Genomic DNA, 21,782 nt, shown 5'->3' with positions numbered 1-21,782 from the left:
TGACCCTCCTTTGCTGAGTAGTTTTTAATTGCGACGCGCCTTTAGCGTCGGGTCGAATCTGTCGCGCAGCGCGTCACCGACGACGCCGACCGACAAGGTAATGCAGAAAATAGCCAACCCCGGGAACACAGCGATCCACCACGCAGAGCCTAGGTAATCACGCCCTTCGCCAAGGATTTGCCCAAGGCTGGCGTCCGGTGGTTGAATGCCCAAGCCCAGAAAGCTGAGCGCGGTCTCCAGCAGGATAATCGCCGGAATGGTAAGAGTGAGTTGCACAATCAGGGCGCTGGCGATGTTGGGCAAAATATGGCGCCCGTAGAGCCGCCCCGACGTGGCTCCTAGGGACACGATCGCAACCGAATACGCCTGCCGCTTGGCGGATAAGACAAGGCCGCGGGCCAGACGGGCGTAGGTTTCCCAGCCGTACATTCCCATAAGCAGGATAAACAGCGCCATGGAATTCCCGAAAAAAGCCAGCAGCGTCAGCGCGATCAGGATGAAGGGCAGCGACAGCTGAATGTCGACAATGGTCATCAAAATGTTGTCGACCCAGCCTTCAAAGTGACCCGACACAAACCCGACAACCGTGCCCACCAGCGCGCCGATCATTGTGCCTAACAGGGCGACGCCCACGGACATTTGCAAGCCGACAATCAATCGCGACAGTAAGTCCCGCCCAAGCCTGTCGGTGCCAAGCCAGAACTCAGAGGAGCCGCCCTCTGTCCACACGGGGCCCGTCAGTCGAGACAGCAGGTTTTGCTTATACGGATCATGAGGTGCGACGTATTCACCAAGCAGGGCAACAACCGCGATAAGCACAAGGAACATGGCCGCAGCAGCGGTGATCGGGTTCATTCGGTGTATCATGAGGAGCGCCTCGTGCGTGGGTCTAGCATTCGGTAAGACAGGTCGACTGCCAAGTTGATAAGGACCATCGCGGCGGCGATGACGAAGACCAAAGCTTGAACAACGGCCAAGTCCTTGGATGAAATTGCGGTGACCAAAAGCCGCCCGATACCGGGCCATGCAAACACAGTTTCAACGACAACCGTGCCTGCGACGAGATTCCCTAAAATCAGACCCATGATCGTGATCACAGACAGTGCGGCGTTTGGCAGGGCGTGAAAGATCGCGCGGCGCACGGGGCGGATGCCCTTGGCCTCTGCCGCCAACATGTAGGTCTTTGACAGAACTTCCAGCATCGCGGAGCGGGTGAAGCGCGCCAGAATACCCGCAAGCGTTAGACCCAAGGCGAAGGCGGGCATTATGATATGTGCCCAAGAACTGGCGCCGGAGCTGGGCAGGATTTGCAACACCAGCGAGAATAAGAGGATCATCAAAATCCCGAGAAAGAAGTTCGGCAGCGCAAACCCCACAACCGACACGACCATGATGGCGCGATCAAAGATTGACCCTCTGTAAAGCGCGGCCAAAATGCCCGCAGGCACACCGATAACGATCGCAAATACGTAAGAGACGCCCCCCAGCCACAGGGTTTGTGGGAACCGTTCTGCGATAACCACGAACACGGGGCGGCCGTCGCGGAAGGAATTGCCAAAGTCGCCGCGAATAGCGTTGCCGAGATAGGCCAGATACTGGTCGAACAGCGGCTTATCGAGGTTCCAGCGGGAGCGGAACATTTCTATCTCGCGGGCCGTTGCGTCCGGCCCCAACATGGCGACGACTGGATCGTATGATGTGCGCAGCAAAATGAACGTCAAGGTGACCACCACAAACAGCGTGAGAGCCAGCCGAAAAGCCCGTGTTATCCAAAATTCCATCCATCCCTCCAAGGCCCGTCGATGGCCGTTCAAGGGTACTCTAGGCGCGAAAAATCAGTCTCAGAAAGGGGGTAGTGAATATATAATTAAGTTGCATTATGTCTTAATTGAAGTCCTATAAGGTGGCAGCGCCGGCAGGCACGCGTAGTAGAAAACGGGGTGAAGTGATGCAAAACCAGATCGAACTACGGCACCTGCGCTACTTCATGGTCCTTGCGCGGGAGCTGCATTTTGGACGTGCGGCAGATACGGTTGGGATATCGCAGGCGCCCTATAGCCAACAGATCAAACAGCTGGAGGACCGGATGGGAACAAAGCTGTTTGAGCGAACAACGCGCCGCGTATCCCTCACCGAGGGCGGCGTTCGTTTTCTGGAATATTGCGAGACAATTCTGGACACATTGGACGAGGGTGTCAGCCACGCCCGCGCCGCCAGCAGTGAGGAGGGTGGTCGGCTGCGTGTCGGCGCGATTAGACCAGCAGCCAACTATATCCTCCCCGAAGTTTTGCGTCGCTTTCGAGCGCTTTACCCCGCTGTAATTGTTGACGTATTCGGGATGACCACCAGCGCACAACTACAGCGCATGGAGAGTGCGGAGCTTGACTTGGCCCTTGTGCGCCCCGCGAGTATTCCGGGGTCTTTCGTTGCCGAAGTTGTCTGCAACGAAGGGCTGTGCGCAGCGATACATGAGGATAACCCGCTCAGCAAAAAGTCGCAGCTTGAGATGGCGGATCTGCACCAACAACCGATGGTGTTGTTCACGGACAAGGTTGGCACCGATTACAGCGGTGCCCTGCGCGCGGCGATAGCACGGTTCAACATTTCACCCAAGATTGTCGGCACGTTCTCAGACACGTTCGGCGGTATCTGCCTCGTTGCGTCGGGCTTGGGGATTGCAGTCCTGCCGGAGTCGTCGCGCTCCGCGGCAAGTCCCGGTGTCGTGTTTCGCCCCATCGACATTCCAGACGTGACGGCGAAGCTGGTCATGGTCATGCCCGAGCGCAAAGTGGCGCGTAAAACGACTGACTTCGCGGCGATCTTTAAGGATGTCGCCACGACGAATCAGCCGTGGCGCATGCCCCGCGACGCGCCGCAATTATGATCCCTTGGTTTGCCGCTTCATGGCTTCCGCCAATGCTGACCCAAGCGCGCTTGGGCCGCTGTCTTGTGACGGTTTTGCGGTCGTTTTCTTAGGGGACCGGTTCTGCTTCGGCTTACCTGTCTCTGTGTTTTGTGACGGAGCATTATCCTTGCGCATGGTGAGGCCGATGCGTTTGCGGGGCACGTCGACTTCCGTCACACGCACGCGCACGACATCGCCAGCTTTCACCACCTCATGCGGGTCTTTGACAAACCGGTCCGCCAATTGGCTGACGTGAACCAACCCGTCCTGATGCACGCCGATATCCACAAAGGCCCCGAAGGCGGCAACATTGGTGACGGTGCCTTCCAGCGACATGCCGGATTTCAGGTCGGTGATGTTGTCGATGCCATCGGCAAAGGTGGCGGTCTTAAAGGTCGGGCGCGGGTCACGACCGGGCTTCTCAAGCTCCGCCAAGATGTCGCGAATGGTTGGCAGGCCAAAGTTATCGTCGACAAACTGTTCTGCCGATAGGTGTGCCAAGGCGCTGCTGTCACCCATGATTGCACGAATGTCGCGGCCGCAGGCTTGCACGATTTTGCGGGCCACGCCGTAGGCCTCTGGGTGGACAGAAGACGCATCCAGAGGCTCCGCCCCGTCGTTGATCCGCAAGAAACCCGCGCATTGCTCGAACGCTTTCGGCCCCAGCCCCGCAACCTTCAACAGGTCTTTACGGCTCGCAAAGGGACCGTTGGCGTCACGATGCGCGACGACGGCCTGTGCCAGCGACGTGCCCAAACCGGCGATATGTGACAGCAGCGGGGCGGACGCCATGTTAAGGTCTACGCCGACGGCGTTCACCGCATCCTCCACCACAGCGGCCAGCGATTGTGACAGGCGGCGTTGGTCGACGTCGTGCTGATACTGCCCGACGCCAATGGCTTGTGGTTCAATCTTCACCAGTTCGGCCAACGGGTCTTGCAGGCGACGCGCGATAGAGACTGCCCCGCGTAGCGACACGTCGATGTCGGGGAATTCCAATGATGCCAGCTCCGACGCTGAATAAACCGACGCGCCTGCCTCCGACACGATAACCGGTGTGGGCCGCGCGATGCCTGCGGGCAGGGCTTTGATCACGTCGGCGACCAAACGTTCAGATTCGCGGCTGGCGGTCCCATTGCCAATCGCAATGAGCGCCACGCCGTGTTTACGTATCATGTTGGTCAAACTGTCCTGTGCACCGCGCACATCCATGCGTGGCTGGAACGGGTAGATCGTGGCAGTGTCGAGCAGCTTTCCGGTTTCATCGACGACGGCAATTTTGCAGCCCGTTCGAATGCCCGGATCAAGCCCCAGTGTGGCGCGGGGGCCAGCTGGCGCGGCGAGCAGCAAGTCCCGCAAGTTGCGGGCGAACACGTCGATTGCGGCGTCATGGGCGCGGCGGCGCAGATCGGTCATCAGGTCCATAAACATGGTCATGCTCAACTTGATGTTCCACGCCCACCGCGCAACCTCGCGTAGCCAGATGTCGCCGGGCTGCTCCCCTTGGATGCCGATTTCTGCGGCAACAATGTCGATCATACGGGGCAGGCCGTTCTCGGGCTCGGGCGCGATGTTTACGGTCACGATTTCCTCTTTCGAGGCGCGCAGGATAGCTAAGGCACGGTGCGACGGGATCGTGGCCCATTTTTCGCTGTGGTCAAAATAGTCGGAAAACTTCGCGCCGACGGTTTCCTTGCCCGCGCTCACCTTTGCGGTGATCAGGGCCTCCTTTTGCATGATCTCGCGCAGACGGCCAAGCAAACTGGCGTTCTCTCCCAACTCCTCCACCAATATATCGCGCGCCCCGTTGAGGGCGTCTTTCGCCGTCTCAACAGTCTCGGTCAGGTAAGTGTTGGCTAGTTCTTCGGGATTGGCGGCGCGGTCCGCAAGGATCGCGCGCAGCAGCGGCTCCAACCCGTTTTCTCGGGCGATCATCGCCCGTGTGCGGCGCTTCGGTTTAAAGGGAAGGTACAAGTCTTCCAGCAGGGACTTCGTGTCGGCGGCGGTGATGGAGCGCGCCAAGTCGTCGGTCAGCTTGCCTTGGGACTTGATCTCGCCAAGAATGCTGGCGCGGCGCTTCTCAAGGTCGCGCAGGTAGTCCAACCGATCCGCCAGTTTGCGCAGTTGCGCGTCGTCCAACCCGCCCGTGGCTTCCTTGCGGTAGCGCGCGACGAAGGGCACCGTATCGCCGCCGTCCAGCAGGGCCACCGTCGCGGTCACCTGATCGGCGCGGGCCCCGATGTCGGTGGCAATCGTGCGGGCGATACGGTCTGCAACTGCGGTCATTGGTGGCTCCTGATTTTGGGGGTCGGAAGGTCGTGATATCTGCACTAACTGGGGCCGCCAAGCCAAAGGTGCTTGAAAATGCAATCCTGCCCTAGATATTTGCGCGGCGCGGCCTAAGGTCTTTCTGCGAGGCGCGTAAAATACGTTGCCGCAGCGTATCTGACAGAGATTGAGCCTTCTATGACCACTGCAGCCGATATCGACCACCTGATCGCACGGGTCGCTTTGGGGGACCGCTCGGCCTTCTCCAAGCTATATGACGCCACGTCCGCGAAACTTTTCGGGGTGGCGCTGCGTGTGTTGAATAATACCGCAAGTGCCGAGGATGTTTTGCAAGAGACGTTCATGAAAATCTGGCGCTACGCGGACAGATACGCAAGCAACGGAATGAGCCCGATGACATGGCTAATCACAATTGCCCGAAACACAGCCATCGACCGGCTGCGGGCGACAAAGCAGACGTCCGACATCGCTGATGTCGAGGACAGGGTGGCGGCCTCTGGGCCGACACCGGAACAGTCTGCCGTGGCGGGTTCAGAGGCGAAGCGCATTGTCGGATGTCTGGACCAGTTGCCGGATGACCGCCGCGCGGCGGTTCGCGGCGCGTATCTGCAGGGGGAAAGCTACGCCGATCTTGCGGCGCAATTTGACGTACCGCTGAACACAATGCGCACTTGGCTGCGCAGATCCCTTTTGGCGCTGCGGGAGTGCATGACCCAATGAGCGAGCAATTGACACCAGAGGACGAAAACCGCGTCGCAGCGGCGGAATACACATTGCGCCTGATGGACGCGGATGAAGAGCGGCGTTTCGAGGCCCGTCTGTCAGAGGATCAGGCCCTGAAGCAGGACGTGGCGGAGTGGGTGGCGCACTTCGCGCCGCTTGCTGACGAATACGCGCCGGTTAAACCGCCTGCTGCCGTGAAAGCGCGTCTGACCGCGAACCTGTTTGGCGCGCCCGACGTCCCAGCGTCGATCTGGTCACGGCTGGGCTTCTGGCGCGGCTTGTCCTTCGCAGCCACGGCTGCGGCAGCCGTGCTGGCCGTGGTGCTGGTTACGCAGCCAGCGCCAGATGCACCTGTGTCAGGGCCGTTCTATCTGAGCGAGATCGCGTCAGAGGATGACAGCTTGCGGGTGTTGGCCATGTTCGACGGCGCGACCGGTGGCATGCGCGTGACGCGGACTGCGGGCGAAGCCGTGGCGGGGCGCGATTTTGAGCTTTGGGCCATTGTCGGGGATAACGCGCCGGTCTCACTCGGGGTTTTGACGGACGGTGGTGTCGATACCATCGCAATTCCGGCCAGCCTTCAGGGGGCCTTTGGCGGGGTGGTCTTGGCGATCTCTGATGAGCCAGATGGCGGCTCTCCTACAGGTGCGCCGACGGGCGCGGTTCTGGCCGTGGGGCAGGTCAGCGGGGTTTAAAGGCCGGTCCCTACCGTGCCAGCATCCTCGTGACGTCTTGTCCAGTCACCAACCGGCTATGCCGTTGCCCGGTCTCCGCGTAGCTTTAAGCCCCCTGTCCCAGAGGGCGGTGGTTGCTGTCGAATCGCGCAAATCGGCTAAAGCGTGTTGATTGACTTCGCCGCGCCAAGGCGGGCGGGTGGCGGCAGAATGGGGCGATTAACTTAGTTTAGCGCTATCAAAGCCAATAATTCTCCTTAGAGTAACTGGTTCTGGGTATTGTTGGCCGCGCTGCGCTGCCGCAAAACTGGTTTATGGTAAGGAAACATTACCAATTAAGCTCTCTGGGAGGAGATAACATGAAAAATAACCTAATCGCTGCCGCCTTCGGGCTGTCCGTGGCTGCTGGGTCCGCTCAGGCACAAGACGTGCTGGAGATGACATCGGCCTTCGGCAAAAACCTACCAATCTTGGGCACTGCCGCGACGGATTTCGTCGCCAAGCTGAACTCCATTTCCACCGAGGTGGAATTTGAACACTTTGATCCGGGCAAACTGGTCCCGACTCTGGAGGCGCTTGACGCTGTCTCCAACGGGTCGGTCGATGCGGCCTTTACCACCTCCGGTTACTGGCAGGGCAAGATCAAATCGGCGTCCTTGTTTGCGGCCGTGCCATTCGGGCCGGAAGCTGGCGAATTCCTTGGCTGGATTTTGTACGATGACGGCAAAGAGCTGTGGCAGCGCATGTATGACGAAGCCGGCTACGACGTGCACGTCACCCCCTGCGGTGTGATCGCGCCTGAAACATCCGGCTGGTTCAAGAACGAAATCAACAGCGCCGAAGACCTGCAAGGCCTGAACATGCGCTTCTTCGGCCTTGGCGCTGAAGTGATGCAAAAGATTGGCGTCTCCACGTCGCTGCTTGGCGCGTCGGACATCTTCCCTGCGCTGGAGCGCGGTGCGATTGATGCGACGGAATTCTCCATGCCTCGCATTGATGCGCGACTTGGCTTCCACAAAATCGCCAAGTTCAACTACTTCCCCGGCTGGCACCAGCCATCCACTTTGTTCGAGCTGATCGTGAACAAGGACGCGTGGGAAGGTTTGGGCGAAATGGCTCAGGCCCAGATCGAAGTCGCTTGCTTGGCAAACATCACCACCAACCTCGCGGAGGGGGAGGCTACGAACTTCGAGGCCATGGTCGAGAACACCGAAAAGAACGGCGTTCAAATCCGCCAGTGGTCGCCAGAGCTTCTTGACCTGTTCGAGAACACTTGGAACGAAGTTGCCGCTGACTTGGCAAAAGAAGACGCCTACTTCGCAGAAGTCTGGAACGACCTCGCAGAGTACCGTGCAGGCTACAAAGTCTGGAACGACAACATCTACCTGCCGCGCCCACGTAACTAAGCGCGCGTTTAGAACCTAAACATCAAGGGTGGCCAAGTTGGCCGCCCTTTTTCCAACATTTTCAGATTCCGAATGGAGCAGGGGGGCATATGCCAGGTGGACCAGTAGACGTGGCCAAAGGGTTGGACGAGGTGTCGATCGCCATCAACGACCCCGGCGAGATAGACCGCGAACATCACGGCTGGCCGGATCGCTTGATGATCAATGTGGGCAACGTTGTCGCGTGGTTGTTTCCGCTGCTGATGATCGGCATCGTCGCTCAAGTGATCTTGCGTCAAAGCGGCGTAAACCAAGCGTGGCTTGATGATGCGCAGTGGTGGATCTACGGCTTCGCCATGCTGACGGGCTTTGCCTATGCCATCACCACACAAAGCCACGTGCGGGTGGACATCCTGCACCAAAACTACTCCCCCGCGAAACGCGCGCGGATTGAGGTATTCGCCATCGGCTGGCTGCTGCTGCCGTTCTTGGTGATTATGACCGACATCCTGCTGCACTATGCGTGGTCGTCCATCGTCGCGTTGGAGGGATCCAGCAGCCCGAACGGCTTGCACCACCTCTATCTCCTGAAATCCTCGCTACCCGTGATGTTCATCATCGCGATGATTGCCGCATGGGGCGTCTTCAAGCGCAACTTGCAGGTGTTCTCTGTCATAAAGCTGCACACGGTTTTGCTGTGGATGTTGCCCGCCGCGTTGTTCTTTTTTACGCGCGCTTTTCACTACGTCTTCTACTGGTTCTACGCGCTGACATCCGATCTGGCCCCGCGCAGAATAACCAAAGAGGCCGTGTTTTCACAGGTGGGGCTGTTTGCCATCGCCTTACTCGCGCTCCTGATCGTGATCAGCCTCGTGCGGTCACGCAACACATCTAAGGAAGCTTGAGTTCATGCAAATCCTATCCCTTTTTGACTTCATGACGCTGAACCAGTGGTCCGTTCTGGCGATGTTCGTCATTTTCATCGTGATGCTGTTTCGCGGCGTTCCGGTGGCCTATGCGCTGGTTGGCGTGTCGCTGGTGTTCATTGTTCTTGGCGAATTCGTGTTGGATCCGAACCGCAAATATATAAACGAATTCATCGAATTCGACAGAACCGGCATCACCTATACAAAGCTGTTTGCCAACGGCAGCCGCTTCTTCGGGGGGATCATCAACAACCCCGTTCTGGTGGCCTTACCGATGTTTATCTTCATGGGGCTGATGCTGGATCAATCCGGCGTGGCGCAGCGTATGATGAAAGCTATGCAGGTGCTGTTCGGCGCGCTGAAAGGCGGGCTGGCGCTGTCAGTCATGCTCATCGGCATCATCCTCGCGGCCTCCACGGGGGTTATCGGCGCGTCGGTCGTTCTGTTGGGCGTGATGGGCATCCCGACGATGATGAACCAAAACTACTCCAAGTCGATCGCGACAGGCACTATCGCCGCATCCGGCACATTGGGCATCTTGATCCCGCCGTCGATCATGTTGGTCATCATGTCGGATCAGCTCGCGATCAGCTTGGGCGATCTGTTCATGGGGGCGTTGTTCCCGGGCTTGCTGCTGGGCGTGCTCTACATTGTGTTCCTGATTGTCTACGGGCTGGTTAACCCGAAGGCGATGCCGGTGCCTGCCAACCGTCCGCCCGTGGATATGACTGTCATCAAGGAAACGGCTTTGTCGGTGATGCCGCCCATGGCACTAATTCTACTGGTCTTGGGGTCGATCTTCTTCGGCTTCGCCACCCCGACAGAGGCGTCCGGCCTTGGGGCAATGGGTGCGACTATCTTGGCCTTGCTGAATCGCAAGCTAAACATGCGCGTCTTCCAAGATGTGATGCGCCAGACGCTGAATACCTCCGGCTACATTGTCGGGATTTTCATCGCCGCCAATTTCTTTGCCTTCATTCTGCGCCGCTTTGGCGGGGACGAGATTATCGAGCATCTGGTGTTGTCGTCCTTCGATGACAAATACCTCGTGGTCTTGTTCATCCTGTTCATCATCTTCTTGCTTGGCTTCTTGCTGGACTGGATCGAGATCACGCTGATCATCATGCCGTTGATGCTGCCAGTGGTGCTGGCGTTGGACATTCCCGTGGACGGTTTTGGCGTCGTGGATAACCCGTCCATCGTGTGGTTCGCTATACTGGTGGCGGTGACATTACAGACGTCATTCCTAACGCCGCCGGTTGGCTTCGCGTTGTTCTACCTCAAGGGCGTTTGCCCGCCAGAGATCACGCTGGGCCACATCTACAAAGGCGTTATCCCCTTCGTACTGCTGCAACTCACAGGGCTAGGGATTGTGTTCGCCTTCCCGGGCATTGTGACATGGCTACCGGCGGTGGCTTACGGGAACTAAAACGAACTTGGCCGCCCCTCGGGGCGGCCTTTTCACAAGGCGCGCAACAAAAGCCCTGACGCAATCACAAGGATCAACAGCCCTGCTAGTAGCTCGATGGCAGGCACGATCCGCGCGGCCAAAGGTGAGGCGGCAAAAGAGCCAAGCAGCCCCGCCCGCATAGTCACGGCAGCGACCCCCACCGCGATCGTCACGACGGCAGTGCCTAGCGCCATCGCAAAGGCACCCGCGATGCCTGCATAGGCGATCCCCATCTGCCATGTGATGATCAGCACGAACAATGCACCAGTGCAGGGGCGCATCGCGATACCGCCGATCAGGATAAGGGCGTCACGCAGTGAGCTGGCGTTTTCCACCTCCTCCACGGTTGGCCCGTGTTTGTGACCACATTCGGAGCAGGCCCCATGATCGTGGCTGTGATCATGACCGTGATCATGGCTGTGGTCGTGGTGATGGTGGTCATGCGCCGCAGCGGCACGCATCCGTGCGAATTTGCGTATGGCGCGTATCGTGAGCCATACTCCGATTGCACCGATGGCGGCGTAACTGAACGGAGCCATATAGTCCTCCGCCGCGCCGACCATCTGCGTGCGGCTCAGGTTGAACACCAGCACCCCCGCATAGACCAGTGCCACAGCGGTGACAGCCTGCCCGAGGCTGGAGACCAGCGAAATCAGCGAGAGCCGTACCCAAGGCACCTGACGGCCCAGACCGTAGCCGCCAATCAGCACCTTGCCGTGACCCGGCCCAACCGCATGAAAGAAGCCGTAGGCAAAGCACAGCGTCATCAACAAGGTCAGCGCGCCCGCGTCGCCGCTGCGCAACGCGCGCAGGGTACGGGCGATATGGTTTTGAAAGTCACGCTGCTCCCCTGCGGCCCACGCCGCGATGCTGTCAAAGCCGCCGCTGCCCCATAACCAAAGAAGAAGCGCAATCGCGGCGATGACCGGAACAATTACAAGGCGGGGCATGTGACGCGGATATCCGTGGCAAACTCGCCGCCAATGAGCGGGATGTCATTTTCTTCAAGATCCGCATTGGCGTCGAGCGTCAACAGTTGCGCTTGCATTTGTGCGAGCTGGCCCTCGATGTCAGGCTCTATCCGCGTGAAGACGCAATCGCTGCGCCCCTTCAGGACGACCGGCAAGGTCATGTCGTAAGCGGTGTAATAGGTGGGGTCGAACGCTTTCAGAGACACGGGGTCACCCTCCAGCAGTGGCGTCCCTGCAACTTCGCGTATGTGCGTGGATATGATGCGCCCGTCGATCATATCTGCGGTTGGATCAAGTGGGCGCGAGAGGGCGAGCACCTGTCCGTCCAACACAACCTCAAGGTCGCCCGCGTAGCCCTGCACCCAGTCCGCGTCGAAGCCGGTTAGCTCTTTGCGCTCAGCGTCCGTCAGCGCACCGTCTCCGTCGCTGTCCACGCGGTAGTCCTCTGCCAGCAGCAGTGAATACAGATCGTCGTATTTCCAAGTGACCTTCACGTGGGTCAACCGACCCTCAGCATCGAATATAATCTCTAGGCCGGTATCAATGAACACGTGGGGGTGGGCCGCGATCGGCGCGGGGGCCAGCATCATGCAGGCGGCTGCGGCAATACCGTTTAGACGTTTGGACATGGCGTAAATCTCTTGGATTTAGGTGGCTCAGGTTCGGCGCAGCCTAATCACTACGTCGACTTTTGCAATTTCCGTGCCCTCGGGGGCTTCGGGCAGGGCGGCGATCTCCAACTGCTCTTTCGGGGCGTCGGTCAGGTGGCCTTCGTCCTCCCAGAAAAAATGCGGGTGGTCGTCAACCCGCGTGTCGAAGTAGCTTTTGGTGCCGTCGACCATGATCTCGCGGATAAGTCCCGCTTCGGAGAACGCCTTTAGCGTGTTGTAAACAGTCGCCAGTGAGACGCCCTCGGAGTGAGTCTTGGCGGCGGCATGCAGGCTTTCGGCGGTTATGTGCCGGTCTTGGCCGTCACCGACCAGCAGCTCCGCCAATGCCACGCGTTGCCGCGTCGGGCGTAGCCCCGCACCTGCCAACCATTCCGTTCCGCGCTTGGTCTTTATCGACAACATTCGCCAACTTTCCTTTGCTTGCCTTACATATAGGGCCTGTCCCCCCTATGTTTCAAATGAAAATCAGTCGCAGCTGGCTGGATGGCGGCCCTTGCACGCCATAAAGCGCCAATGCTAGATGGTTGCCAAGGAAACAACACGAGATATGGGGGGCAGAGTGCCATGAGCGATTACCCAACGAGCTTTGACAAAGACGCACTTCTAAAATGCGCACGCGGCGAGCTGTTCGGCGAAGGCAATGCCCAGCTTCCGGCCCCGCCCATGCTGATGATGGACCGCATCACAGAGGTCTCCGGCGACGGCGGCGCGCATGGCAAAGGCCACATCCTTGCCGAGTTCGACATCACTCCTGATCTGTGGTTCTTCGACTGCCACTTCCCCGGCAACCCGATCATGCCCGGCTGCCTTGGCCTTGATGGCTTGTGGCAGCTAACCGGATTCAACCTTGGCTGGCGCGGCTGGCAGGGTCGCGGCTACGCGCTGGGTGTGGGCGAAGTGAAGCTGAAAGGCATGGTGCGCCCTGACCGCAAGATGCTGACGTACAAAATCGACTTCATCAAAGCGATCCAAACCCGCCGCCTGACCATGGGCGTGGCAGATGGTATCGTCGAAGCCGATGGCGAAGTCATCTATGAAGTAAAAGACATGAAAGTTGCTCTCTCCGAGAGCTAAAGTCCAAAGAGGAGCACGCCCATGCGTCGCGTCGTCGTCACAGGTTTGGGGATCGTATCCCCCATCGGCAACACTGCCGAGGAAGTCACCACCGCTTTGAAGTCCGGCACCTCCGGCATTGTCGCCTCGGAGGCGATGGCCGAGCACGGTTTCCGCAGCCAGATCGCAGGCACGCTGAAGATCGACGTAACAGAGCATGTCGACAAACGCCGCCTGCGCTTCATGGGGCCAGGTGCGGCCTACGCCCACATCGCGATGGAGCAGGCGATTGCGGACGCGGGGCTTGAGGAAAGCGACGTCATCAACCCACGCACGGGCCTGATTGCGGGCTCCGGCGGTCCGTCCACATCTGCCATGTTCGCCGCGCACCAGTCGGTGCTGAAAACAGGCGCGACCAAACGTATCGGGCCGTTTGCGGTGCCGAAATGCATGGGCTCCACCATCTCCGCCAACTTGGCGACGGCGTATCAGATCAAAGGGATCAACTACTCGATCACTTCCGCTTGCTCGACATCGCTGCACTGCATCGGGGCTGCGTCAGAGCAGATCATGATGGGCAAGCAGGACGTCATGTTTGCAGGTGGCGGTGAGGAATTGGATTGGACCCTGTCCTGCCTGTTCGACGCCATGGGCGCGATGTCCTCCAAGTATAACGACACGCCAACGAAGGCCTCCCGCGCGTTTGACGCGGACCGCGACGGGTTTGTGATCGCAGGCGGCGGCGGCATGGTCGTGCTGGAAGATCTGGAGCATGCCAATGCGCGCGGCGCAAAAATCTACGCGGAAGTCACAGGCTTCGGCGCAACGTCCGATGGTGCCGACATGGTGGCACCGTCTGGTGAGGGCGGGGAGCGCGCGATGCGTTTGGCCATGAGCACCATCCCAGAAGGCCGCAAAGTCAGCTATATCAACGCGCACGGCACCTCCACGCCAGTGGGCGATGTGGGGGAGGTCGAGGCCGTGCGCCGCGTGTTCGGCGAAGGCACGACCCCGCCAATTAGCTCTACCAAGTCAATGACCGGGCACTCCCAAGGCGCCACCGGCGCGCAGGAGGCCGTGTATTGCCTGTTGATGTTGAAGGACGACTTTATTGCGCCATCCATCAACGTTGAAACGCTTGATCCGGCTCTGAAGCCGGCAGAAATTGCCACGTCGTTGGTCGAGAACGCGGGGCTGGACACGCTTATGACAAACTCCTTCGGCTTCGGCGGAACCAATGGCTCCATGCTGCTTTCCAAGTTTAAGGATTAATCTATGTCTGACCTGATGAAAGGTAAACGCGGCCTTATCATGGGCGTTGCCAACGAGCGCTCCATTGCATGGGGCATTGCGAAGGCCATGGCCGCAGAGGGCGCAGAGCTTGCGTTTTCCTACCAAGGCGACGCCTTTGGCAAACGGGTAGAGCCGCTGGCCGCGTCATTGGGATCCGACATTCTGGTCGATGTTGATGTGACAGACGACGCGTCTCTGGACGCCTGCTTCAAGACGCTGGAAGACAAATGGGGTGGCTTGGACTTCGTGGTCCACGCCATCGCCTTCTCCGACAAGAACGAGTTGACGGGCCGTTTCGTGAATACTTCGCGGGAGAACTTCAAGAACTCCATGGTTATCAGCTGCTACTCGCTGATCGACGTGGCCCGCCGCGCGGCACCTTTAATGAAAGACGGCGGCACCTTGCTGACCTTGACGTATCAAGGCTCCAACCGTGTGACGCCGTTCTACAACGTGATGGGCGTGGCCAAGGCCGCGTTGGAGTCGACCGTGCGCTATCTGGCCAACGACCTTGGCCCCGATGGTATCCGTGTAAACGCGATCTCTCCTGGTCCGATGAAGACCCTTGCAGGGGCGGCCATCGGCGGCGCACGCAAGACCTTCCGCCAGACAGAGGCCAATTCCCCGATGCGCGCCAATGCTACGCTAGAGGCCGTCGGCGGCACCGCCGTTTATCTGGCAGGCGACAACGGCAACTGCACCACGGGCGAGATTATCCGCGTCGACGGTGGCTACCATGTCTTGGGAATGCCTCAGCCCGAAAATCTGTAAGCCTGCCCTAACAACGCCAATCTGTGGGTCTCATTTGGCCATGTTCTGGCGCGAAAACGCAGTCCTTCGGTAATTAGGGCTTCGTGTTATGCTTACATTGTTATCCGCAGCGGTGCTGTGCAGCTTGATGGTTTACACCCTGCGCGGCGGGATGGTTTCGGACCGTGGGTTAACAATTGTCGGCATGGACATTGAGGGTCTTGGCATGGGCGTTTTGGCCTTTGTCGCGGCCGCGTGGTACTTCGGCCCGCTTTATGGCGTGGCGATTGTGCTGTCGGTGATGATCCACGAATTCGGGCATGTCGCGGCGTTTCGCATCGCGGGGCACGATGATGCCCGCTTCCGGCTGATCCCGCTGATGGGCGGCGTGGCAATCTCTGACCGCGCGCCGGAAACACAAGCACATGACTTCTTTATAAGCCTGATGGGGCCGGGCATCTGCCTCGCCCCGATGGCGCTGGCCTATGCGTTGTCGGAGGTAGTTGCGCCATTTGCACCTGATTTTGCGCATTTCCTGTGGGTCTTCGCAATTGTGACGGGCGCGCTGAATTTCTTTAACCTTATGCCATTCTGGCCGCTGGACGGCGGCCATTGCACCCGCATTCTGACCGACACCTTCGCGCCGGGTGCCACAAGGTTTGTCACCCTCACGATGAGTGCGGGGCTCGCCGCGCTCGCGGTGGCCATGCAATCCATGGCGTTGTTCTTCTTTGCTATACTTGGCGCCCAGTCGCTGTTTTCGTGGTCTCAGACGTGGGTACATAGGCCAGCCATGACGAAGTCGCAGGGCGTCATAGCACTCGGCGCGTATGTGTTCACGGCAGGGGCGCACCTTTGGGGCGGGTTCACAATGTTGGCACGCTACCTTTAGGCGTTTTCCTTCGTTGCGGGCTATGCCAGTCTGCCCGAAGCAGCCAAAGGAGTGCCCATGCCTATCACCACTTGTGTTTTCGATGCTTATGGAACGCTGTTCGATGTATCCGCTGCCGCCCGTTTGGCGTCAGAGGAGCCGGGGCGCGACAAGCTCGCGGCCTGCTGGCAAAAACTGGCAAGCGATTGGCGAAATAAACAGCTGCAATACACATGGCTTCGCGCCGTCACGGGGGATCATGCAGACTTTTGGGATGTGACCCAGAATGGCTTGGATTGGGCGATGGAGGCAAACGGCCTCGCTGATCTGGAACTCCGCGAACGGCTGCTTGCACTCTATTGGGAACTGCGCGCCTACAAGGAGGTGCCGTTGATGCTGGCGCAGCTGAAGAAAGCCGGAATGAACACTGCCATCCTGTCCAACGGGTCGCCGGATATGCTGGATGGCGCGGTTTCGTCCGCAGGGATCGCCACCACGTTGGATGACGTGCTGTCGGTCGAAGACGTGGGTGTCTTCAAACCACATGCGTCGGTTTACGATTTGGTCGGCAAGCGGTTCAACTGTCAAAAGGATGAGGTGCTGTTCGTCTCCTCCAACGGTTGGGACGCAGGCTGCGCCACGGGCTACGGCTTCACCACCGCGTGGGTGAACCGCGCTGGCGAACCTGTTGATCGCTTGCCGTGGACGCCCGCGCATATCCTCACCGACCTGACCACCATCCCCGAACTGGCAGGCGCATTATGAGCACACTGACTGCCGCTGACGGGACCAAGCTGCATTACACCGATGAGGGCGCGGGGCTTCCTGTTCTGTGCCTCGCGGGACTGACCCGCAACAGCACCGATTTTGACTACGTCGCCCCCCACCTGAAAGACGTGCGTATGATCCGCATGGATTACCGCGGACGTGGGCAATCTGACTGGGCTGACCCTTCAACATACACCCTGCCGCAAGAAGGCATGGACGCACTGGCGCTGCTGGATCATCTGGGCATCGAGAAGGCCGCGATACTCGGCACCTCTCGTGGTGGGATCATCGCCATGGGGCTTGCCGCAACCGTGAAGGACCGCCTGCTTGGGGTATGTCTCAACGATATCGGGCCGGAAATCGCAGCCCCCGGATTGGACGCTATCAAAACCTATCTTGGGCGCAGGCCCAGTTTCAAGACCTACGCGGAGGCCACGACAGAACGCGCCAAGCTCATGGCGGGGTTCGAGGATGTTCCCGTGGACCGTTGGCGCGAAGAGGCGCATAAGCACTACATCGAAAAACCCGACGGCTTGGATATCAACTACGACCCCAAACTGCGCGACGGCGTATTGGCTGGGCCGCAGAATTTGAACCCTGACTTGTGGCCCTTCTTTGATGCACTGGACGGTCTGCCGCTGGCGGTCATTCGTGGTGCCAACTCTGATCTGCTCACCCGCGACACGGTCGCAGAGATGGAGCGCCGCCGCCCCGACATGCTGGTCGCGGAAGTCGCGGGCAGGGGGCACGTGCCCTTCTTGGATGAGCCGGAATCGCTTCTCGTTCTCAATGCTTGGTTACAGGAACTACAATGAACATCGACATGATCGAAGCCGCCGCCGGGCGGATCAAAGGGCACGCCCGCCGCACTCCGCTACTGACATCCCCCTTCGTGGATAAGATCGCCGGACGGCGCGTGTTCCTCAAGCCGGAGGCGTTGCAGCACACCGGCTCGTTCAAGTTTCGCGGCGCATGGTCGGCTTTGTCAGCGCTGGACGCGGAGGCGGTGAAGGCTGGCGTCATTGCGTTTTCATCGGGCAACCACGCGCAGGGGGTCGCCTTGGCGGCGCGCGAACATGGGGCCAGCGCGGTCATCGTCATGCCTGCCGATGCGCCCGCGATGAAAATTGAAAACACCCGCGCCTTGGGCGCTGAGGTCGTGTTATATGACCGCACCACAGAGGACCGCGACGAGATCGGCGCACGCCTCGCGGCGGAGCGTGGATTGACGCTAATCAAGCCATTTGATGAGCCACAGGTGATCGCAGGCCAAGGCACGATCGGCTTGGAAATTGTGGAGCAGGCGGCAGAACTCGGGGCCAATGCGCGCGACGTTTTGGTGTGCTGCGGCGGCGGCGGGTTGACCTCCGGCATTGCTTTGGCGCTTGAGGCGAAAGCCCCCGCTATGCGCGCCCGCCCCGTGGAGCCTGTGGGCTTTGACGATGTAACGCGGTCGCTCGCGACGGGTCAAATTCAACGCAATGCGCAACTGGCGGGCTCCATCTGCGACGCGATCATCACCCCACAGCCTGGGGACCTGACGTTCCCGATCATGAACCGACTGTGCGGCGCGGGGATCACCGTGACGGACGAGGATTGCCTTAGGGCAATGGCCGTCGCCTTCGCGCGGCTCAAGATCGTTTTGGAACCCGGAGGTGCAATCGCCTTGGCCGCAGCACTGTACCATGGCGACAAGATAGAGGGTGAAGACGTCATTGCCGTGGCCTCCGGCGGGAACGTCGACGCGGAGGTTTTCCAGCGCGCGCTATCGCAATACGGGAATGACGCATGACTGATTTCACCATAGCCAGCTTCAATGTGAAGAACCTGATCGGTGCCGATCAGGAGTACTACCGCTTTGAGAAGTATACCCCAGAAGAACACGCGTGGAAGGAAGACTGGCTGGCCGATCAGCTGTTCACGCTAAACGCGGATATCGTGGGCTTTCAGGAGATATTCGATAAAGCCCCGCTGCAAGATGTGATTGCGGAAGCCGACCGTCGCGGCAAGGCCTCCAACGATGACGCCTTGCCCGACCGCAGCAAACGCTACGCTCGCAAGGCCATCTTTCGCAAGTTAGCCTACGCCGATTACGCCGACGCGGCGCTGGCCTTCGCGCCAAATCTGAACGACGGGGCGCCAGGAGAGCGACGTCCGGGCCTCGCGATCCTGTCGCGCTACGGCTTTGTGGGCAAGCCGGAGGTCATTCAGGACGTTGACCCCGATCTGGTGATCCCCTTCGGGTTGATGCAAGGCGGCGACGGCGGCGCGTTCAAGCTGGACCGCCTGTCACGCCCGATTTTGAAAGCCCGCATTCCTGTCGGCGATCAAGTGATAACCGTCTTTAACTGTCACCTGAAATCCAAGCTTGGTGAATTCACCCGTCCGGATGGTGGCGGCCTGCCGCCAGAGGTGGATTTGGTGAACTATGACCCCGTCGGGCGTGCCCTAGGCGCGTTGCGTGCCGCGACGCGCCGCATGGCGGAGGCTTGGGTGCTCCGTCAGTTGATCGTCGAAGAGATCAACAACGGCTTGCCAGTGATTGTGCTGGGCGATTTCAACGATAGCGACAATGCCGTCAGCTCCGAGATCATCGCAGGTGAACGCCCGTTCAAAAACTACGCGTGGATGCGCCGCCATGACGCGCAGAAGTCAAACGAGCGCTATACGGATGCAGAAAACGAGATCATCCAAGAGAAGATCAAATCAGTCCGGCTGGAAAGCTGCGAAAAGCTGTTCGTGCGTAAGTCCTTGCGCGATATGGTCTACACATCTGCCTTCGGCGGGGTGTTTGAGAGCATCGACCAAATCCTGCTATCGCGCCACTTTACCGGCGGAGACGGCCAAATCGGGGAGATGTCTTATTTCTCGGTGTTCAACGATCATTTGACTGACGGGTCGCACCAAGAAGCGCCCTACAACAAGCTGGCGTCGGACCATGGGCAGATCATGGCGCACCTGCGCCTGTGGGACGCGTAGCGGCGCGGGCGACCATCGCCCACGACACCAGCATCAGCCCCATCGCCAGCAAGAACGCAGCGCCGGGCAGGTAGATCAGCGCGTCGCTACCCGTGAAGTAAGAGAACACGCGGGTAAAAACCAGCGGCGCAAAGATCATGCCCAAAGCGTTGATCGACGACATGACACCCAGCAATTCGCCCTGCTGGTTGTCCGCCGCCCGTCCCGACATAACGGCCTGTAGGGCTGGTCCGACAACGGCTCCGAACGCGGCCAACGGGGTAAGCACCAGCAGCACTACGCCGTCAGTGATAAACGCCATCATCGCCAAGGTCATCGCGTTGTAGATGAGACCCCAATAGACCGTGCGTACCTCCCCCAGCTTGGCAATGACCCAGCGGATCAGCAGCGCCTGTGTGACAGCCATCGAGACGCCGTAAATCGCCAAGGACGCCCCGATCACGCCCGGTGACCAACCAAAGCTGGCGGCGGTGTAGTAGGCCCAGATCGCGGGGTAGACCATGTTGCCGATCTGGTAGAAAAAGTAGACCGCCAGCAACGCCCCAAGCCCTGGCAGGGCGGTGATGGCCTTCAACCCGCCGACGGGGTTGGCGCGGGCCCATTCAAAGGGGCGTTGCTTCTCCGCGGTTACAGTTTCCGGCAGCACGAAGTAGCCGAACACGAAGTTCCCGCCCGCAAGGATCGCCGCCGCCCAGAACGGGGCGCGTGGCCCAAGCTCTGCCAACAGGCCGCCGATCACCGGCCCCAGCACAAAGCCCACGCCGAACGCCGCGCCGATCAGGCCGAAGTTTTGCGACTTTTTCTCGCGCGGGGACACATCCGCCATGAACGCGTTCGCCGTAGCATGTGTGGCCGCTGTGATCCCGCCGATGATCCGCCCGATCAGCAAGAGCCAGATCGTCCCCGCCAAGGCCATCAGTACATAATCAAAGGCCATCGCCGCATTCGAGGTCAGCAAGACGGGCCGCCGCCCGAACCGATCTGACAACGCACCAACTGTGGGCGAGAAGACGAATTGCATCAGTGCGAAAACCGCCGACAATACGCCGCCCCAAATCGCCGCGCCGGAAATATCCGTCTGCCCGACATCTTGGATGAGTTCTGGCATCACGGGCAGGATCAGGCCGATGCCCATGGCGTCGATCAGCACGGTGATCAGGATAAAGGTTACTGGCAAGTTGCGCGTCATAGCGCCCTAAGTGGCCGTGAGTGGCGCGCATGGCAAGGTTTACGTATGGCCAATGTCGCTCAGGAACTCGGTCAGCAACGCCGCGAAGACGTTCGGCTGCTCCACACAGGGCAGGTGACCCGCGCGGCGGATCAACTCAAACCGGCTGCCTTTGATCAGCTCTGCGGTCTCGCGGATCAAATCGGGGGGCGACGCGCCATCTTCGCTGCCCGCGATGACCAAGCTCGGCAAGGTCAGCGCGGCGGTGGTGGTGTAGAAATCCGTGCCCGCAATCGCCGCGCACGCCCCAAGGTAGCCCTGCTCTGGGGTGCCGGTTAACATGTCGCGCCAGTAGTCGAGTTCCGGCGTTTTCAAGAAGGCCCGCGAAAACCAGCGCGTCGTGATGTCGTCGGCGAGACTCTCTATCCCGCCTGCCTTCACAGCGTCCATCCGGCCTTTCCACATCGGCGGGTTGCCCATCTTGGCAGCGCTATTTGACAGCACCATAGCGCGGATCTGATCCAGCCGTTTGGTGGCCAAACCTTGCGCGATCATGCCACCCACCGACAGGCCGACAAACACGCAGTCACGGATCTCCAGATGGTCCAGAAGGGCCTCCGCATCGCGGATCAACATACCCATGGAGTAGGGCGCGGGCGGCACATCAGACGCCCCGTGACCGCGCATGTCATAGCGGATCAGCCGCAAGTTTTGCGGCAGCAGCGGTATCACCTTGTCCCACAGTTCCAGCGACGTCCCAAGGGAGTTGGAAAACACGACCGGTGCGCCGGACGCGTCGCCGTCCTCTTGGACGTTCAGTGTGATGTGGCCTAGGTCTATCTTCACGCGTTGCTCCGTCGGTTGCGGTGCACGGCGCAGAAAACCGCACGGCACAGCAGAAAAATC

The 21,782-nt window shown here is 59.7% G+C and carries 22 protein-coding genes; 14 read left to right on the top strand and 8 right to left on the bottom strand.

The window, feature by feature from the left end; all coding sequences use genetic code 11:
• Window positions 1–24 precede the first annotated feature (24 nt).
• Together BLW66_RS12690 and BLW66_RS12685 are read right to left on the bottom strand one after the other, a co-directional pair.
• Window positions 25–867, bottom strand: a complete 843-nt coding sequence (locus tag BLW66_RS12690) for an ABC transporter permease (protein WP_244508641.1) — start codon at window positions 865–867, stop codon at window positions 25–27.
• Window positions 864–1,781, bottom strand: a complete 918-nt coding sequence (locus tag BLW66_RS12685; RefSeq protein ID WP_089947537.1) for an ABC transporter permease — start codon at window positions 1,779–1,781, stop codon at window positions 864–866. Before BLW66_RS12685 ends, BLW66_RS12690 begins: the two co-directional genes overlap by 4 nt.
• 167 nt (window positions 1,782–1,948) lie before the next feature.
• Between BLW66_RS12685 and BLW66_RS12680 the strand changes: the two genes are divergently transcribed.
• Window positions 1,949–2,884 (top strand): LysR family transcriptional regulator, encoded by a 936-nt coding sequence (locus BLW66_RS12680; RefSeq protein WP_089947536.1) that lies wholly within the window; start codon window positions 1,949–1,951, stop codon window positions 2,882–2,884.
• Here BLW66_RS12680 and BLW66_RS12675 read toward each other — a convergent pair.
• Window positions 2,879–5,191 (bottom strand): Tex family protein, encoded by a 2,313-nt coding sequence (locus BLW66_RS12675; protein WP_089947535.1) that lies wholly within the window; start codon window positions 5,189–5,191, stop codon window positions 2,879–2,881. The two genes, BLW66_RS12680 and BLW66_RS12675, sit on opposite strands and share 6 nt — an antisense overlap.
• A 180-nt stretch (window positions 5,192–5,371) precedes the next feature.
• On the opposite strand from BLW66_RS12675, the gene BLW66_RS12670 reads away from it, so the two are divergent.
• From BLW66_RS12670 to BLW66_RS12650, 5 genes are all read left to right on the top strand, one after another.
• On the top strand, window positions 5,372–5,914 hold the full coding sequence (locus BLW66_RS12670; protein WP_089947534.1) for a sigma-70 family RNA polymerase sigma factor: 543 nt from the start codon (window positions 5,372–5,374) through the stop codon (window positions 5,912–5,914).
• Window positions 5,911–6,612 carry an anti-sigma factor gene (locus tag BLW66_RS12665; RefSeq protein WP_089947533.1) on the top strand — a complete coding sequence of 234 codons (702 nt, stop codon included), beginning with the start codon at window positions 5,911–5,913 and terminating at the stop codon, window positions 6,610–6,612. The genes BLW66_RS12670 and BLW66_RS12665 overlap by 4 nt, the downstream gene beginning before the upstream one ends.
• A gap of 338 nt (window positions 6,613–6,950) precedes the next feature.
• On the top strand, window positions 6,951–7,997 hold the full coding sequence (locus tag BLW66_RS12660; RefSeq protein WP_089947532.1) for a TRAP transporter substrate-binding protein: 1,047 nt from the start codon (window positions 6,951–6,953) through the stop codon (window positions 7,995–7,997).
• Between the two features lie 89 nt (window positions 7,998–8,086).
• Complete coding sequence (locus BLW66_RS12655) at window positions 8,087–8,881, top strand: TRAP transporter small permease subunit (protein ID WP_089947531.1); 795 nt, start codon at window positions 8,087–8,089, stop codon at window positions 8,879–8,881.
• Between the two features lie 4 nt (window positions 8,882–8,885).
• Window positions 8,886–10,331, top strand: coding sequence for a TRAP transporter large permease (locus BLW66_RS12650; RefSeq protein WP_170833473.1), 1,446 nt, complete (start codon window positions 8,886–8,888; stop codon window positions 10,329–10,331).
• 32 nt (window positions 10,332–10,363) lie between these two features.
• Here the strand turns inward: BLW66_RS12650 and BLW66_RS12645 are convergent, their stop codons facing one another.
• Genes BLW66_RS12645 through irrA form a run of 3 tightly spaced genes read right to left on the bottom strand, consistent with a single transcriptional unit; the run spans window position 10,364 to window position 12,396 of the window.
• Window positions 10,364–11,302 carry a nickel/cobalt transporter gene (locus BLW66_RS12645; protein ID WP_089947530.1) on the bottom strand — a complete coding sequence of 313 codons (939 nt, stop codon included), beginning with the start codon at window positions 11,300–11,302 and terminating at the stop codon, window positions 10,364–10,366.
• Window positions 11,287–11,952 carry a DUF1007 family protein gene (locus BLW66_RS12640; RefSeq protein ID WP_244508639.1) on the bottom strand — a complete coding sequence of 222 codons (666 nt, stop codon included), beginning with the start codon at window positions 11,950–11,952 and terminating at the stop codon, window positions 11,287–11,289. Before BLW66_RS12640 ends, BLW66_RS12645 begins: the two co-directional genes overlap by 16 nt.
• A 27-nt stretch (window positions 11,953–11,979) precedes the next feature.
• On the bottom strand, window positions 11,980–12,396 hold the full coding sequence (gene irrA / locus BLW66_RS12635) for an iron response transcriptional regulator IrrA (RefSeq protein ID WP_089947529.1): 417 nt from the start codon (window positions 12,394–12,396) through the stop codon (window positions 11,980–11,982).
• A 162-nt stretch (window positions 12,397–12,558) separates the two neighbouring features.
• On the opposite strand from irrA, the gene fabA reads away from it, so the two are divergent.
• The 8 genes from fabA (at window position 12,559) to BLW66_RS12595 (ending at window position 19,708) form a co-directional block, all read left to right on the top strand.
• Entirely contained in the window at window positions 12,559–13,068 is a 510-nt protein-coding gene (fabA, locus tag BLW66_RS12630; protein ID WP_089947528.1) for a bifunctional 3-hydroxydecanoyl-ACP dehydratase/trans-2-decenoyl-ACP isomerase, read from the top strand.
• A gap of 21 nt (window positions 13,069–13,089) precedes the next feature.
• The gene (gene fabB / locus BLW66_RS12625) at window positions 13,090–14,319 is read left to right on the top strand and encodes a beta-ketoacyl-ACP synthase I (protein WP_089947527.1); all 1,230 of its coding nucleotides are present in this window, start codon (window positions 13,090–13,092) and stop codon (window positions 14,317–14,319) included.
• A gap of 3 nt (window positions 14,320–14,322) precedes the next feature.
• The gene (locus BLW66_RS12620; protein ID WP_089947526.1) at window positions 14,323–15,111 is read left to right on the top strand and encodes an enoyl-ACP reductase FabI; all 789 of its coding nucleotides are present in this window, start codon (window positions 14,323–14,325) and stop codon (window positions 15,109–15,111) included.
• 88 nt (window positions 15,112–15,199) lie between these two features.
• Window positions 15,200–15,982, top strand: a complete 783-nt coding sequence (locus tag BLW66_RS12615) for a metalloprotease (RefSeq protein WP_089947525.1) — start codon at window positions 15,200–15,202, stop codon at window positions 15,980–15,982.
• A 57-nt stretch (window positions 15,983–16,039) separates the two neighbouring features.
• Window positions 16,040–16,726, top strand: a complete 687-nt coding sequence (locus BLW66_RS12610) for a haloacid dehalogenase type II (RefSeq protein ID WP_089947524.1) — start codon at window positions 16,040–16,042, stop codon at window positions 16,724–16,726.
• On the top strand, window positions 16,723–17,544 hold the full coding sequence (locus BLW66_RS12605; protein WP_089947523.1) for an alpha/beta fold hydrolase: 822 nt from the start codon (window positions 16,723–16,725) through the stop codon (window positions 17,542–17,544). Before BLW66_RS12610 ends, BLW66_RS12605 begins: the two co-directional genes overlap by 4 nt.
• The gene (locus BLW66_RS12600; protein ID WP_089947522.1) at window positions 17,541–18,521 is read left to right on the top strand and encodes a threonine ammonia-lyase; all 981 of its coding nucleotides are present in this window, start codon (window positions 17,541–17,543) and stop codon (window positions 18,519–18,521) included. Before BLW66_RS12605 ends, BLW66_RS12600 begins: the two co-directional genes overlap by 4 nt.
• A complete protein-coding gene (locus BLW66_RS12595) occupies window positions 18,518–19,708 on the top strand; it encodes an endonuclease/exonuclease/phosphatase family protein (RefSeq protein ID WP_089947521.1) in 1,191 nt (396 codons plus the stop codon). The genes BLW66_RS12600 and BLW66_RS12595 overlap by 4 nt, the downstream gene beginning before the upstream one ends.
• On the opposite strand, the gene BLW66_RS12590 is transcribed toward BLW66_RS12595, so the two are convergent.
• Together BLW66_RS12590 and pcaD are read right to left on the bottom strand one after the other, a co-directional pair.
• Window positions 19,677–20,897 carry a TCR/Tet family MFS transporter gene (locus tag BLW66_RS12590; protein ID WP_089947520.1) on the bottom strand — a complete coding sequence of 407 codons (1,221 nt, stop codon included), beginning with the start codon at window positions 20,895–20,897 and terminating at the stop codon, window positions 19,677–19,679. The genes BLW66_RS12595 and BLW66_RS12590 overlap by 32 nt on opposite strands.
• 39 nt (window positions 20,898–20,936) lie before the next feature.
• Entirely contained in the window at window positions 20,937–21,722 is a 786-nt protein-coding gene (gene pcaD, locus BLW66_RS12585) for a 3-oxoadipate enol-lactonase (RefSeq protein WP_089947646.1), read from the bottom strand.
• Between the last annotated feature and the right edge of the window lie 60 nt (window positions 21,723–21,782).

Source organism: Litoreibacter albidus, from assembly GCF_900107015.1.
In the GTDB taxonomy this organism is placed as follows: domain Bacteria; phylum Pseudomonadota; class Alphaproteobacteria; order Rhodobacterales; family Rhodobacteraceae; genus Litoreibacter; species Litoreibacter albidus.
Note: the sequence above shows the minus strand (reverse complement) of the source record. Positions and strands in the feature narration are given on the sequence as shown.